At 62.3% G+C, this 14,887-nt stretch carries 11 protein-coding genes; 4 read left to right on the top strand and 7 right to left on the bottom strand.

Translation table 11 applies throughout. The features are described 5' to 3' along the window. Positions 1-16 precede the first annotated feature (16 nt). Both AB4O09_RS15420 and AB4O09_RS15415 read right to left on the bottom strand, forming a co-directional pair. Positions 17-1,933, bottom strand: coding sequence for a phytase (locus AB4O09_RS15420; RefSeq protein WP_460108418.1), 1,917 nt, complete (start codon positions 1,931-1,933; stop codon positions 17-19). 124 nt (positions 1,934-2,057) lie between these two features. Beyond that, complete coding sequence (locus AB4O09_RS15415) at positions 2,058-4,580, bottom strand: TonB-dependent receptor (protein WP_003202065.1); 2,523 nt, start codon at positions 4,578-4,580, stop codon at positions 2,058-2,060. A 472-nt stretch (positions 4,581-5,052) separates the two neighbouring features. Here AB4O09_RS15415 and AB4O09_RS15410 point away from each other — a divergent pair, with 472 nt between their 5' ends. Both AB4O09_RS15410 and AB4O09_RS15405 read left to right on the top strand, forming a co-directional pair. Then, positions 5,053-5,967, top strand: coding sequence for a GGDEF domain-containing protein (locus AB4O09_RS15410; RefSeq protein ID WP_003202067.1), 915 nt, complete (start codon positions 5,053-5,055; stop codon positions 5,965-5,967). Further along, entirely contained in the window at positions 5,964-7,001 is a 1,038-nt protein-coding gene (locus AB4O09_RS15405; RefSeq protein ID WP_013693416.1) for an AraC family transcriptional regulator, read from the top strand. The genes AB4O09_RS15410 and AB4O09_RS15405 overlap by 4 nt, the downstream gene beginning before the upstream one ends. A gap of 45 nt (positions 7,002-7,046) precedes the next feature. Here the strand turns inward: AB4O09_RS15405 and AB4O09_RS15400 are convergent, their stop codons facing one another. From AB4O09_RS15400 to AB4O09_RS15385, 4 genes are all read right to left on the bottom strand, one after another. Then, entirely contained in the window at positions 7,047-7,487 is a 441-nt protein-coding gene (locus AB4O09_RS15400) for a CBS domain-containing protein (RefSeq protein WP_003202071.1), read from the bottom strand. Positions 7,488-7,560: 73 nt separating this feature from the next. Next, positions 7,561-7,947 carry a nitrite reductase small subunit NirD gene (nirD, locus tag AB4O09_RS15395; RefSeq protein WP_003202074.1) on the bottom strand — a complete coding sequence of 129 codons (387 nt, stop codon included), beginning with the start codon at positions 7,945-7,947 and terminating at the stop codon, positions 7,561-7,563. Beyond that, complete coding sequence (gene nirB, locus AB4O09_RS15390; protein ID WP_013693417.1) at positions 7,947-10,508, bottom strand: nitrite reductase large subunit NirB; 2,562 nt, start codon at positions 10,506-10,508, stop codon at positions 7,947-7,949. Before nirB ends, nirD begins: the two co-directional genes overlap by 1 nt. 585 nt (positions 10,509-11,093) lie before the next feature. Continuing rightward, positions 11,094-11,717, bottom strand: a complete 624-nt coding sequence (locus AB4O09_RS15385) for a TetR/AcrR family transcriptional regulator (protein ID WP_003202078.1) — start codon at positions 11,715-11,717, stop codon at positions 11,094-11,096. 86 nt (positions 11,718-11,803) lie between these two features. Between AB4O09_RS15385 and AB4O09_RS15380 the strand changes: the two genes are divergently transcribed. After that, complete coding sequence (locus AB4O09_RS15380) at positions 11,804-12,430, top strand: NAD(P)H-dependent oxidoreductase (RefSeq protein ID WP_003202080.1); 627 nt, start codon at positions 11,804-11,806, stop codon at positions 12,428-12,430. A gap of 2 nt (positions 12,431-12,432) precedes the next feature. On the opposite strand, the gene AB4O09_RS15375 is transcribed toward AB4O09_RS15380, so the two are convergent. Next, positions 12,433-13,995: a L,D-transpeptidase family protein gene (locus tag AB4O09_RS15375; protein WP_003202082.1), complete on the bottom strand. Its 1,563-nt coding sequence runs from the start codon at positions 13,993-13,995 to the stop codon at positions 12,433-12,435. 162 nt (positions 13,996-14,157) lie between these two features. On the opposite strand from AB4O09_RS15375, the gene AB4O09_RS15370 reads away from it, so the two are divergent. Then, entirely contained in the window at positions 14,158-14,841 is a 684-nt protein-coding gene (locus tag AB4O09_RS15370; protein WP_003202085.1) for a murein L,D-transpeptidase catalytic domain family protein, read from the top strand. Positions 14,842-14,887: the final 46 nt, after the last annotated feature.

Raw genomic sequence — 14,887 nt, 5'->3', positions numbered from 1 at the left:
TTGATGACAGCGTCGCTCAAGGCAGGCGCAGCGCTTTCGCCACGTCGGCCCAGGGCACGAACTTGAAGTTCTGGGTCTGCTCGGGCATGCGCTTGCGGCCGTCCTGGACCACCAGCATGCCCTGGCTCCAAGGCCCGCCGAGGTTCACCGAGGTCACCTCCAGGCCATCGGTTTGCGACGCGCCATCGATGCCCGCGGCCGCGTTCAGACCGACCCGGAAGGCGCCGCGCACGGCATAGGGAGGCTCGGCATCGAGCACCAGGTAACTGTCGTTGCCCTGGCTGGAGATCACCAGGTAGTCGTGGCCGCTGGCCTGGTACAAGGCCATGCCCTCGACGTCAGCGTGCAACGACGGGCCAACCTTGATCACACTGTTCAAGGTCGCCGGTTGGTCGGCCCGGGCATCCACTGCCCAGACGCCGACGTCCTCTTCACCGAGAAACAAGCGTTGGCGCTGCTCGTCGGCGACACAACCTTCAGGCTGGCTGTCGACGCTGAACTGGCGCACCAACTGGCCTTCCACCACGCCGTCCGGCGCGCTCAGGCGGTACTGCACGAAGCGCCCGTCCTTGCCGTTGGCGAAGGCATACAGTTCGCCTTCAGCAGGCTGGAACAGGCAGATGCCGTAGATTTCCTTCAATGACGTCGCAATCTCACCGGCTTCGCGCAACTCGCCGCTGGTGCGGTCGATGCTGAACAGGCTCAAGCTGTTGCGATCTCGGTTGCTGGCCACGGCCAGATCGACGGTTTGCGTGCCCAGCTTGAAGTTCGCCCGCACATCGACGTTATTCAGGCGCCCGACCGCCAGTTCCTGCAGCAACTTGCCTTGCAGGTCATAGGCCAGCAGGCCTTGCTTCTTGTTGGTGCCCAGCACCCGGCTCAGCCCGGGCGTCGTCGGATGCACCCAGATCGCCGGGTCATCGGCGGCGTCGCCCTGGCGGGCCACCGGTTCGCTCTGGACGATGGCAGCCACAGTGGGCAGTACCGGCGGCAAAGGCGCTGGCGTGGGTTTCCAGCTGATTTCGCCTTGGTACAGGTGTCCGTTGTCATCGTCGCGCAGCAGCACTTCAATGCCATTTTTCGTCAGCCGCGCCGCGAGATTTTCCGGTTCCTTCAGGCCCGCCAACGGCAGATTGGCTTTGGCGCTCCAACTCTCGTCCTGTTGCTGGTACACATGCAGTTGCGCCGCTTCCGGGTCCAGCCCAAACAGGCCGCCCGGCAGCACGGCCATGGCCCCGGCGCTTTGCTGGAGGTCGCCAAACGGCGCACGCATCGCCACGGGTACCCGCACGGTCTCGGCCTCTGAGGATGCCGGATAGGCCCACCAACCCACCCGCTCCTCGTTGACGAACAATTGATTGGCGCTGTCCTGCACCTGGCAGGTCTTGGCGTCCGGCGGCAATGGCAAGCCGCGCACCCGTTGCGCGCTGTCGCTCAGGCGCTCGCCATTGCCTACCAACCATTGCTCGCCCTTGCCCTCCTCGCCGACCAGGAACACAAACAGGTTGCTCGCCTCGTCGCGATACAGGCACAGGCCGTTGACCGGGAAATCCCGCGTGGGCAGGTACAACGGCACGCCCCACTGACGGTTTTGTGGGTCGAGGCTGACCACCAGGGCTTGCTGACGCGTGCTGTCGAGGCTGGCGACCAACGCGTTCGCGCCTTGGGCACGGCTATCGAGACCTTCAAAGGTGCCCTCCAGGCGTGTCAGTTCGCGACCTTGGGCATCGAGCAAGAACAAACCTTCGCGGGCACTGGCCAGTCGCTCGGTCGTCGAAGTGCCAGGCAGGAATGCCAGGGCGTTGATCGACAGTTGCTCGGCTTGAGACCAGGGTTGCAGCTTTAGCTTGGGCGCTGGGTCAGCCGCCAGGGTGGCGGCTGATGCCAGGCTGATCGCCATCGCCAACAGGTAGCGCTTGGGTAAGAAAAACATCGTGTTCAACGGGAAAATCCTTGTCGTTCAGTCAGGCTCAAACGGGCTTGTTGCTCACTTCTATGGCCAGGGAACTCATCTGTGGGAGCAAAGTCCCCTTGCCAAAAGTGATCAGGCACGCGATTCAGAAATGGGTAAAGGTCAGCCCCAGCTTGTAGGTCGGGCCGTACTCTTCGTACTGGCCGTTGTAGGAGCGGTGGCCGGTGTAGACGAAATACGGCTCGTCGGTGAGGTTCTGGGCTTCCAGGCTCACTTGCAGGTTTTTGGTCAGCGAATAACGCGCGCTGAAGTCGACGAAGGTCTGGGCGTCGACGTGCAGGTCATGGTCGCGGTCGCTGATGGACGCCAGCTCGAACAGGTACGCGGACTTGTAGTTGGCCGACAGACGTAGGCTCAGCTTGTCGTTTTCCCAACCCAACATCAGGTTGCCGACCGTGTCCGACTGGTTCGGCAAGTCGATGCTGCGCTTGCGCTGGGTACCACTGGCTTGGTCGAAGCCTTCGATCTCGGCGTCCGAACGACTGAAGGTGGTGTTGGCGCCGAGCAGCAGGCCGTTCCAAGGTGCCGGCAGCCAGTCGAATTTTTGTGAATAGGCCAATTCCAGGCCATACAGCTTGGCGCTGTCGCCGTTGGCGTAGCTGTGGGCTTCTGAAAAATCGGTCCAGGCACCGGTGCCGGCCAGATCGGTGTTGTAGACGAAGTTCTTGATGTCCTTGTAGAACACGAAGGCCGAGACCGTGCCGGCGTGGCCCATGAAGTGCTCGATGCCCAGGTCCAGGTTGCTCGATTCCAGCGGCTTGAGCTCCGGGTTGCCGAACGTCGCCTCGTCATCGTCGATGACAAAACCAGGCGCCAATTGCCCGAAGGTCGGACGCACCACGGATTTGGTCCAGGCCGCACGCACCTGGGTGTTCTTGTCCAGCTGATAGCGCGCGTGCAGGCCCGGCAACCAGTGGTGATACTTGCGGCGGGTCTCAGTGTCGGTGAATACGCCGTCGGTGGCGCCGGTGCCCTTGGCTTCGAACTCGGTGCCTTCGTAGCGCATGCCGGCGATGAAGCGCCAGTCATCGATATCGACGGTGTTCATCAGGTATCCGGCGTTGATGTCCTCGCTCATCTTGAAGTCGTTGACTCGCGACTCCTGCTCGTCAAAAAACTCATCGCGATTCAGACCGCCGAGCAACTGCTTGATCGCGTCGGCGCTGATGCCCGGGCCGAAGCGGCCGAGGCGATAGTCCACGTTGCCTTTCTGGAACTGCCCAAGGTTCAACTGCTCGTCGGTAAACCCCAAGTCGTCGAAATCCTTGTAGACCCAGGCATTGAGGTCGTTGTCCTTGTTACGTCGGCTGACTTTGCCACCGAACTTGACCTGGGACGCATAGCCACGCAGGTCATAGTCCCGGGCCAGGTCCAGGCGCAGGTTTTTCTCGGTGTCGGTGGTCTTCTGTTCTTCCCAATCCACCTTGTCGAGGCTGAAGTTGGCCGGATCGTAGAACCCCGAGCCGATGATCGGCCGCGGTTTGTCGCTGTCGTAGAAGCCGCCGTTGAAACCGTCGATGCCTTCGAAAGTGGCGCCGGCGATGTGGCCGGGGCTGTCTTCGCTGGATTGGCTATAACCGCCCTGGCCACTCAGGGTCCAGAGCCCGAACATGCGTTCGCCACCGAGCACGTAGGATTGGATTTCCTGGGTTTCTTCACGTTGCTTGAGTTTGCGCTTGCCCTCGGCATCCCCCAGTTCACCGGCGGCTTGCGGGTCTTCGAAGGCAATGCTGGCGGCGTTGCGGGTTTCACTGTCCTTGTAGCGGCTGTACAGCGTGCGCAGGTAATAGCTGCTGAAGTCATCGGGCTTGTAGTCGAAGTTCAACCCGCCACCGGCACGCTCGCGACGGATGTCGTAGTCGCGCTGTTCGAACTCTTCGAGGCGCGAGCCTTGCTCGAAATCCCAGGCGCCGCCGGTTTCGACATTGTCCGAACCGAAGTCACGCTTCTGCCAGCTCAGCGCCGCAGCCACGCCGAAATTGTCGATGCCGTCGCCGAGGCTGAAACGATCACTGATGGCGCCGGAGAATTTCGGGCTGGTCTGGCTGGTGTTCTTGTCATAGCTGGCTTCGCTGCTGCCGGTGTAGAACAGGCCCTTGTGGTCGAAGGCCGAGAGGCTTTTGACGTCCACCGTACCGCCCAGGGAATTGGCGTCCATGTCCGGCGTCAGGGTCTTGATCACCGACAACGATTGCACCAGCTCCGAAGGCAGCACATCCAGGGCAACGGCCCGGCGTTCGCTCTCCGGGGCTGGCACCAGCGTACCGTTGATGGTCACGCTGTTGAGGTCCGGTCCCAGGCCGCGCACGCTGACAAACCGGCCTTCGCCCTGGTCGCGCTCGACGCTGACACCGGGCAGGCGCTGCACCGCTTCGGCGACGTTTTCATCCGGCAACTGCGCCACGCCGTCTGCATGCACCACGCTCTTGATGCTGTCGGCGCTGCGCTGTTCCTTGAGGGCCTGATCGATACTGGCCGCCTGGCCGACCACTTCAACGTGTTCAGTGGCCGCCTGCTCGGCGGCGCTCAGTCGCTCACTGGCAATGGCCATCGCCAATGCGGTGAACGTGAAACCGACGAGCCCGGCAGTGCTTGTGCGGTGATACATGGTGGTCCTCCCCAGGAATCCGGAAATCCGCCAGGCAATGGCCCGGCAACTGGGAGGGCACGCTAGGGGTGGGGAATGACGGTTCTGTGACAGGGTTTGGCTGCAGGGGCTGCAATCGGCTGATTTAGGGGAGCTGGAGAACCGGAATGAGCTGAAATGACCTATTTTACAGGTTCAGGGAATCTGAAGGGCGAAGGAATTTGGCGAAACGTCGCACCGCTGTGGGAGCAAAGCTTGCTCGCGATGCAGGCGCCTCGATTCCCTGAAAAACCGCGTCGTCTTCATCGCGAGCAAGCTTTGCTCCCACAAAATTCCCTCGCCACAATGAGATAGGTGGCGATGTCATGCATGAAAAGTTCAAACTAAGGATGAGCTGATTCGACCTCCCCCACCCCATCCCCCGCCGTCACCGCACTGTCACATCCATCTGCTGTGCTGGGTCGCATTCCGCTTCTGGCAAAGGATTCCGGCCATGTTCTCCGTGCTGCGCCCGCACCGCCTCAAACTCGCCCTGCTCCTGCTGGCGGCCAACCTCGGGTTGATCCTGCACTTGGCCAGCGGCGAACTCAAACCCGTCGCCGAATGGGTCTGGCTGGACATCCTCGGCGAAGGTGGCTCGGCGCTGCTGGCGCTGGTCTGGCTGGGGTTGGTGCTGAAAAGCCGCCCGGCCGGACGGGTCACCAACTACCTGATCCTGGGCCTGGGCTGCATCTTCTTTTCCTGGTGGATCGACAGCCTTGATGAATTCATCCGCCTGCCCGACAGCATCACCTGGGACCACTGGCTCGAATCCGGGCCGATGCCGGTGGGCATGATCCTGCTGACCCTCGGCATCTATCACTGGCACCGGGAGCAACTGGCGATCAACGGGCAGATGGAAAAACGTGAGCGGCTGTTCCGCGAGCATCGCCTGTTCGACAAACTCACGCCGTTGGGCGGCGCCGACTTTCTCAAGCACGAACTGTCCGCCAGCCTGGAAGACAGTCGACGCCGCCAGCAACCCTTGTCGTTGCTGGCCCTGGACCTGGACAACTTCACGGCCATCAACCAGCGTTTCGGCCACGGCGAAGGCGATGCGGTGCTCCAGGCCGTCAGCCAGTTGCTGGTATTGAACCTGCGACGCCAGGATCTGCTCTGCCGCCTGGCCGGCGATCGCTTCGTGGTGCTGCTGCCCGACACCGGCGAGAGCCAGGCCCGGCGCCTGGCCCTGGAACTGGAAATTGCGGTGCGCAGCCTGGCCCACAAGACCCGGCAACACAGCGAACGGTTGCAATTGGTCGCCAGCACGGCGGTGGTCATGGCGTTCGACGAATCCCCCGAGGCCTTGCTCAAACGCCTGAACCTGGCGCTGGCCCAGTCCCGGACCACATTGGCGAAAAGCGCATGACGCTCAAGACGTGCTGGTACGAAACCGACAGCCGCTTCATTCCGGGGCACTATCAGCCCGCCGCGCTGATCGACCTGGCGCTGTCGCGGGACATCGACAGCCATCGCCTGCTGCGCGGCACCGGGTTGTTTCACGACGATATCCTCGCCGGGCAGAGCCGTATCAGCCCGCAGCAGTTCCTCGGCCTGATCGACAATAGCCGGCGCCTGCTGGATGCCAGCGACAGTAGTTTCCTGTTTGGCCAGCGGCTGTTGCCGGGCCACTACGGGCCTGCGAGCCACGCCTTGCGCCACGCGCAGAATCTGCATCAGGCCCTGCAGACCCTGATCGACCAACAGGCGCTTCTCAGCCCGCTGGCCGCCCCGAGGCTGCTGTTGGACGAGCACTATGCCTATGTCCATTGGCTGGACAGCTGCGGCGCCGATGAACAATGGCGCTTCGTACTGGAGGCGAGCATGACCTCGATGGTGGCGATGAGCGCCTGGCTCAGCGGCGAACGCCTGCCCTGGCAGTGCAGCTTTCGCCACAGCGAACCGCGCTACATCGAGCAATATTGGGTGCATCTGGGTGAGCACACCCAGTTCGACCGCCCCCTGGACCTGATGCGCCTGCCCCGCCACTGCCTCGCCAAGCCCTGGCCCAACGTTTCCGCCACCGCCGGCCAGGTGGCGCGGATCGAAGCCCGGGAACAGCTCGATCAACTGGGTTTCGCTTCAAGCTTCCTGGATTGTATCTACGACTACCTGCACACTCATGTGCAGCAGACGCCCAGCCTGGAGCAGACCGCCCAGGCCTTCGCCATGAGCCCGGCAACCCTCAAGCGCAAGTTGCACAAGCACCACACCGGGTTCCAGCAACAGGTGGACCGGGTGCACACCCATGTGGCGTTGTATTTGTATCAGGTCAAGGGCTTCAGCAACGAGGAAGTGGCGCAGTACTTGCGCTTCAACGATACGGCGAACTTTCGGCGCTCATTCAAGCGCTGGACCGGCAGCACGCCGAATCTGATCCGGCAATTGCTGATGTTGGGCTGAACTGTGGGAGCAAGCCTTGCTCCCACAGATAAATTCCCTGCGGGCTCAGTGCCCGCGGATGTAATGCTCCAACTGCCGGATCAAATCCGCCTGCTCGACAATCGCCTCTTTCACCAGGTCACCAATGGACAGCAGGCCGATCAACTGCCCGTTATCCAGCACTGGCAGGTGCCGCAAGTGGCTGTCGGTCATGACTTCCATGCAGCGGTCGATGCTCTGCTGGCTGTCGGCGGTGACCACTGGCGCGCTCATGATGGTGCGCACCGTCGTCCCCACCGATGAGCGCCCCTTGAGCACCATCTTGCGCGCGTAGTCCCGCTCGCTGAACACACCCACCACCTGGCCGTCCTCGATCACCGGCAGCGCGCCGACATTTTTTTCGGCCATGATCTGCAGCGCTTCGAGCACCGTCTGCTCCGGTGCGATGCTGTGGACCTGCTGGTTTTGCACGCTCTTGAGTCTTACCAGTTGGGCGGCGGTTTTCATTACTAATCCCCAGGTTGCGAATCAAACAATAATTCGAGCTAAACCATCCCCTCGCCACAAATGGGTAAGCTGGTCAGTCTTCGCCAATCTCCACCACATCGCCATTGAGCCGCACCGGCCATACCCGCAGGCTTTGCTCCGGGTACTCCAGGCAGTGGCCGTCTTCCAGGCGGAAATGCTGCTTGTACATCGGCGAGGCAATCACCAGGTCACCCTTTATGCTGCCCAACAAACCGCGGCCGATAACATTCGCACCCGACTTGGGGTCGCGATTGTCGATGGCGTACAGCGGCTTGTCCTGATGCTCGGGCAGGTACAGCAACGCCACTTGGCTGCCGTCGTGCCAGGCGACCACACCCGAGTTGGGCACCAGGTCCTCGCGGCTGCACAGGGCACGCCATTGCAAGGGTTCTTGAGCGACATCACGGACAGGAATACGAACGACGTTTGACTGGCTCATCAGAGCACCTCCTCGGTAACGGGAATCAGGTGGAGTTCGTGGGCGTGGACCGGCCGACGCTGGCCGCGCTCCCTGACGAAGTGAACATCCGGATCGCCGCGCCCGTCGTTGACGAAGGTGCGGAAACGCTTGAGTTTTTCCGGATCCTTGAGGGCATTGGCCCATTCGCATTCGTAGCGGTCGACCACCAGTTGCATCTGCGCTTCGAGCTCGGCGCCCAGGCCCAGGCTGTCGTGGATGATCACGTCCTTGAGGTAGTCCAGGCCGCCTTCCAGGCTTTCGCGCCAGACCGAGGTCCGTTGCAGCTTGTCGGCAGTACGGATGTAGAACATCAGGAAGCGGTCGATGTAGCGGATCAGCGTGGCGTCATCCAGGTCGGTTGCGAACAGCTCGGCGTGACGCGGGCGCATGCCGCCGTTGCCAGCCACGTAGAGGTTCCAGCCCTTCTCGGTGGCGATCACGCCGACGTCCTTGCTCTGGGCCTCGGCGCACTCGCGGGTGCAACCCGACACCGCGAACTTGAGCTTGTGCGGCGAGCGCAGGCCTTTGTAGCGATCCTCGATGGTCAGGGCCATCTGCACGCTGTCCTGCACGCCGTAGCGGCACCAGGTGCTGCCCACGCAGGATTTCACTGTGCGCGTGGATTTGCCGTAGGCATGCCCGGTTTCGAAACCGGCTTCGATCAGCTCGGCCCAGATGTCCGGCAACTGGTGCAACTGGGCGCCGAACAGGTCGATGCGCTGGCCGCCAGTGATCTTGGTGTAGAGGTCGTATTTCTTGGCGACCACGCCGATGGCGATCAGCTTGTCGGCGGTGATTTCCCCACCGGCGATACGCGGTACCACCGAGTAGGTGCCGTTTTTCTGCATGTTCGCCATGAACGTGTCGTTGGTGTCCTGCAACGGCACCAGGGACGGGTCCATGATCGGCTGGTTCCAGCACGACGCCAGGATCGAGCCCACCGCCGGCTTGCACAGGTCGCAGCCGGTGTGGCCACGACCGTGCTTGGCCAGCAGTTCGTCGAAACTGATGATGCCTTCCACCCGCACCAGCGCATACAACTCCTGGCGGGTGTAGGCGAAATGTTCGCACAGGCTCTTGTCGACGCTGACGCCGCGGGCAGTCAACTCATGCTCGAACACTTGCTTGACCAGGGCCGCGCAACCACCACACCCGGTACCGGCCTTGGTGTCACATTTGAGCTGGCCCAGATCAGTGCAGCCACCATCGATGGCCGAGCAGATCGAGCCCTTGGTGACATTGTGGCACGAGCAGATGGTGGCGGTTTCGGGCAGCGCCGCAGGGCCCAGGGTCGGGGCGCCTTCGGACGAGGGCAGGATCAGGCTGGCAGCGTCCTTGGGCAAGGCGATGCCGTTCTGCATGTATTGCAGCAAGGTGTCGTAGTAGCTGTTATCGCCCACCAGCACCGCGCCGATCACGCGCTTGCCGTCGGCGGCCACCACCAGTCGCCGGTAGCTGGCGCTGGTTTCGTCGATGAATTGGAAGCTGCGCGACCCCGGGGTGTTGCCATGGGCATCGCCGATGGAGCCAACGTCCACACCCAGCAACTTGAGCTTGGTCGACATGTCGGCCCCGGTGAAGGCTTCCGCGCTTTCGCCGCACAGCCGGGCCGCGACGTTGCGGGCCATCTGGTAGCCCGGGGCGACCAGGCCGAAAATGCTGCCGTTCCAGGCCGCGCATTCGCCGATGGCGTAGATGTCCGGGTCGCTGCTCTGGCAATGATCGTCGATCACCACGCCACCGCGCGGACCGATCTGCAGGTCGCTTTGGCGAGCCAGGGCATCCTGGGCACGGATGCCGGCGGAAAACACGATGAGGTCGGTTTCCAGAAAATCGTCGTCGCCGAAGTTCATCCGATAACGGTATTGCTCACCGACGCTGATGGACTGGGTGCCCTTGGACAGGTGCACGCCGACGCCCAGCTTCTCGATACGGGCCTTGAGGGCCAAGCCGCCCTGGGGATCCAATTGCACCGGCATCAGTCGGGGGGCGAATTCCACCACGTGGGCTTCCAGGCCCAGGGTCTTGAGGGCGTTGGCCGCTTCCAGGCCCAGCAGACCGCCACCGACCACCACGCCCCGACGGGCATTGCTGGCGGCGGCGCGGATCGCGTCCAAGTCCTCCAGGGTGCGATAGACCAGGCACGAATCGCCTTCGGCACCTTCAATCGGTGGCACGAACGGGTAGGAACCGGTGGCGAGCACCAGCTTGTCGTAGTGAAGGCGATCATGGGCGGTCACCACCTGATGCGCATCACGGTCGATTTCCAGTACCGGCACACCCAGGTGCAACGTGACGCCGGGGGTCTGGTACAACGACGCTTCGCCAAGGGCCAGGGACTCGGCATCGCGGCCCGAGAAGTACTCGGACAGGTGCACACGGTCGTAGGCACGCATCGGCTCTTCGCTGAACACATGCACACGGTAATGATTGAGGGCACCGCGCTCGATCAGTTGCTCGACGCAGTGATGGCCGACCATGCCATTGCCGATCACGATCAGCGTTTGCAGCTTGTTCAGAGAAGCAACGTTGGAATTCATAAAAAGCACCCGGCAAAAGCCCATCACGATTTTGAAAGCAAAAAAAAAGACGCCTGAAACCTTGCGGTTCCAGGCGTCTTTGCCTGTTCTGTGCGGTATCGGCCCGGCGACTGCGCCCTGACCTACCGTTGTCCCCCGGCCTGCTGGCACTCGATCTTCGTTGACCGACGGGGTTGCCCACTCGACTGTATTCGCGGTGGGCCTGGATAGCCTCTTGCAGCGAGCGTGCCAAACCTCGTCCAGCCCCTATTCACGGTCGCGCATGCACCGCTAATCCCCTGTGAGAGCGGGCCTGCCCGCAAAGACGCGGATTCAGTCACTGCAAGCCGAACGGCGCCCGCCACCGCTGCGCAAGCACCGCCAACTGCCTTGCGATGGTGCGATCACCCCGCCTGCGGCTTCATAAAAGTGCAGCCTGCCCTCAAGAGGAGCTTGCTCTCGATATCAGTCGGTCAGTTGGCAAAGAGGCTGAATATGCCGCCGTCATCGCGAGCAAGCTCGCTCCCACAGGGGTAAGTGGTGGTCGTGGGGTTGGGGGCGGTACAAATTTCCTGTGGGAGCGAGCTTGCTCGCGATAGCGGTAGTTCAGCTTGAAGGGGTGTCGACGGTCCTGTTCACCATCGCAACGATACTGACCAGCAGCTCTTCCTTCGCCTCGCCAGCGCTGATTTCCCCGGTGGCAGCGGCATTGGACAGTGCCTCCGCAGCCCCCAGCATCGCTCGCAAACCGGCCTGGGTGATGCCTTTCGTGCCGGCGAACGGTTCCAGCACGGCGCGGCACTTGTCGAGGAAAATCCCCTCGTATTCGCGCTTGATGCGTTCCAGCTCCGGCGTGCTGGTCAATGCCGCGATCACCCCGGGAATCTCCCGGCCTTGCAACAGCACGCATTCGACGTAGGAAGAAGCAATCACCGCCGCCCGGCTTTGCAGGGTCGCGTCGCTGGCGTCCAGGGCCGCGTCCATCAACGCGGTCTGGCGGGCGTCGAAATCCTGGTACAGCGCCGCCAGCAACCCGGACCGGGTGATGAAGTGGTCGTAGACGATGGGCTTGGTCACCCCCGCCTGATCTGCCAGCCGCGCCAGCGTCAGGGCGTCGCTGCCCTCCTCCCGCACCAGTCGCCAGGCGACATCCAGCAATTGTCGCTGCCGGTCATGCCGGGATAAACGACGACGAGGTGAAGACTGCGGATTTTCATCAGTGCTTGACATGCTAACTTTACCAACCGTAACTTACTAACCGTAACTTAACCCAGCATACCTGTCTTCCAGACTGCGTGACCAGAAGGAGTTTCGCCATGCATGCATTGATCGTTGTGGCTCACCACGACCCTCGTTCCCTCACCCACAGCCTGGCCGGAAAAATCGCCGAGGGCATCACCCGCGCCAACCCCGCCGATACGTTCGAGATCGCCGACCTGGCCGCCGAAGGCTTCGATCCGCGTTTCAGTTTCGCCGACCACGCCGTTCACCACCGCGAAGCCTTGCCGCCCGCGGATGTGCTGGCCGAACAAGCCAGGATCGATCGTGCCGATACGTTGGTGCTGGTCTATCCGATTTACTGGTGGTCCATGCCGGCGCTGCTCAAGGGCTGGATCGACCGGGTGTTTTCCAACGGCTGGGCATTCGATTTCAGCCTCGACAAGCCGTTTGTCCAACAACTGCAGCACTTGCGGGTGCACCTGGTGGCGGTCGGTGGCGCCGATGCCGACAGCTTCCAGCGCCACGGCTATGGCGAGGCGATGACCACGCAGATCGACCATGGCATTTTCGATTACTGCGGCGCCCGCGTGGTGAGTTCCCAACGTTTGCTCGAATCGGAAACCGCCGATCCGCACCAGCATTTGCAGGCCGCTAGCGTTATCGGCCAGCGGCTGTTCACGACGCTCGACGAGACCACACACGCCGCCACCGCCTGCGCTTGACCTCAGAGTGCCCGCCCCTGGGCAGCAGACAATGTCGCGTCACGAGCATAGATATCCGGGATGTACAACGGCTGGCCCTGGCTGTCCGCTTGTGCTGTCCAGTACCCCAGCAGGATCGGCACGGGCCGGGCCAACCGGAACTCATGGGTCGTCTCGCTGGCCAGCAGTGTATCGGTGCGTGCGCGTTCGGCCGGGCTTACCAGCAAGTCGCGCAAGTGCATCACTTGCTCGATCCGCACGCAGCCTGAACTGAAGGCTCGCGGACCTTTGCTGAACAGCGCCTGGCTCGGGGTGTCATGCAGGTACACCGAGAACGGATTGGGAAAGCGGATCGCCATTTTGCCCAACGGATTCTTCGGGCCTGGATCCTGGCGCAGCATGAGGTTGCCCGGGTGCTCCCAGTCGATATCCTCTGCCATCAACGGCAGGCCTTCACTGTCGAGGATCCGCAAGTTATGACGGGCGAGAAACTCCGGATCACGGCGGATCTCGGGCAGTTTGTCTTCGCGCATGATGGTGGGGGGGATGGTCCAGGTCGGGTTGAGCGTCAGTCGGGTGACGTGGGACTTGAGCAACGGTGTCTGCCGTTGCGCACGGCCCACCTGGGTGCGGGTTTGCCAGATTGGCTCGCCGCCTCGATAAACCGTCAACTGGGCCGCCGCCACGTTGACCAGGACGCTGTCGTTCTCCACGTCCTGGGCCAGCCAGCGCATGCGTTCCAGATTGATGCGCAACTGCTCGCGACGCATGGCCGGGCTGATGTTCAGCTCGGTCACGGTCCACGGCCCCACCACCCCATCGGCCTGCAGCGAATGCTGGAGCTGGAAGCTCTTCATCGCCTCCACCAGCGTGGGACTGTAGTGCTCGTCTGTCACCAACGGTGGTGTACTCAAGTAACCTTCGTTGAACAGTCGCTGGGCCAGGGCGGGTACGCGGGCGTCCTGCTTGTCCGGTTGCAGCAGCGGCCCGCCGGGCACGGGTTGCCAGTCGGATAAAGGCTGTTGCCGCAGCCGGGCATAAAGCCCGCGCAGGTTGCGATAAAGGTCAAGGTTCGGCCGGGCCTGTTCAAAGGCACTGGCGACGTTCTGCAGGCCTACCCCGGCGATGGCCAGAACCACGGCCTGGTGATCCTGTGGCGGCGGGTTGGCCTTCCATACCGGTTCCAGACGCTCTTGGGGCAAATAGCCGAAACGCAGGTCATGCAAGGCTTTCAGGTAGCGTTGGCTGATGGCGATGTCGACACAATGAGCACCCTGGTCTGCCCCCTGGGCCGGTAGGTTATAGCGGGTTGGATCCAGGCCGTCGTCGGCCAGTTGTTGCAACTGGACCTGCAACGCCCTCCGTCGTTCGTCGTCCGCCCAGGCTTCCTGGCCTGCGTTTTGCTGATAGAACGCCTGCAAGTCGAGCAACGCCTGAAAGTCGACACTTGCCGCTACTTTTGGACACGCGACCGCCAATTGCGCCAGTGTCGTCTGCACGAGAGCCGGATCGCTGTCTTCGGCTGTCGCGACCAATGGCGCAGTGAGCAATAAAAGGCTCAGGTAACATGCGGACTTTTTGAACAACTGCTTTACTCCACTCCATGGCCGTCTCGCTGACGGTAAATTTTGCGACAGGTACGACCCGCCATCATGCAAACAAACGAAATCGGACGGGATGCCGCGAACGAACACCACGCTGGAAACGCTTCGCCTGTACAGGGCTTTTTGCGCCGATTCTGTCTGGTCATGCTGGGCCTGGGCGTGATTTGCAGCCCGGCACTGGCCGAAAAGAAGACGAATTCGCAAACGCTCTACAACAGCCTCGCCCACGCAGCGCCGGAACTCAATCCCCTGGCGCTCAAAAGTGCCTTGAGCGCCATGCAATGCGCAGTCGCCAATGGCGCCAGCCAAGCCCGCCACCTGGCGGTCATCGACTACTCGCAACCCTCCACGGCCCGTCGCCTGTGGATCTTCGACCTGCGTCAGCAGAAGCTGGTATTGCGCGACCTGGTGGCCCACGGGCAAAAATCCGGGGAAAACTTCGCGACGCAATTCTCCAATCGCCTGGGCAGCTACCAATCCAGCCTGGGTCTGTTTCGCACCCAGGAAAGCTACCAGGGCACCCACGGCTATTCGCTGCGCATGGACGGCCTGGAGCCCGGTTTCAATGACCAGGCCCGTGATCGGGCAATCGTGATCCATGCCGCCGATTACGTGAACCCGTTGTGGAGCGTGCGCCAGGGACGCATCGGGCGCAGCCAGGGCTGCCCTGCCGTACGTCCCCAGGTAGCGCGCCAGGTGATCGACAAGCTCAAGGGCGGTCAATTCATGTTTTCCTGGTACCCGGACCCCAGTTGGCTCAAGCGTTCGGCGTACCTCAACTGCCAGCCGCAACAGGTTGCCAGCATTCTTGGCAGCAGTGGCAGTTAAGGTGGCAGGGATTGCGCCGGGGTAGCCTGCGGTTAAAATGCCGGCC

It is taken from the genome of Pseudomonas sp. H1_F01, assembly GCF_054681425.1.
Note: the sequence above shows the minus strand (reverse complement) of the source record. Positions and strands in the feature narration are given on the sequence as shown.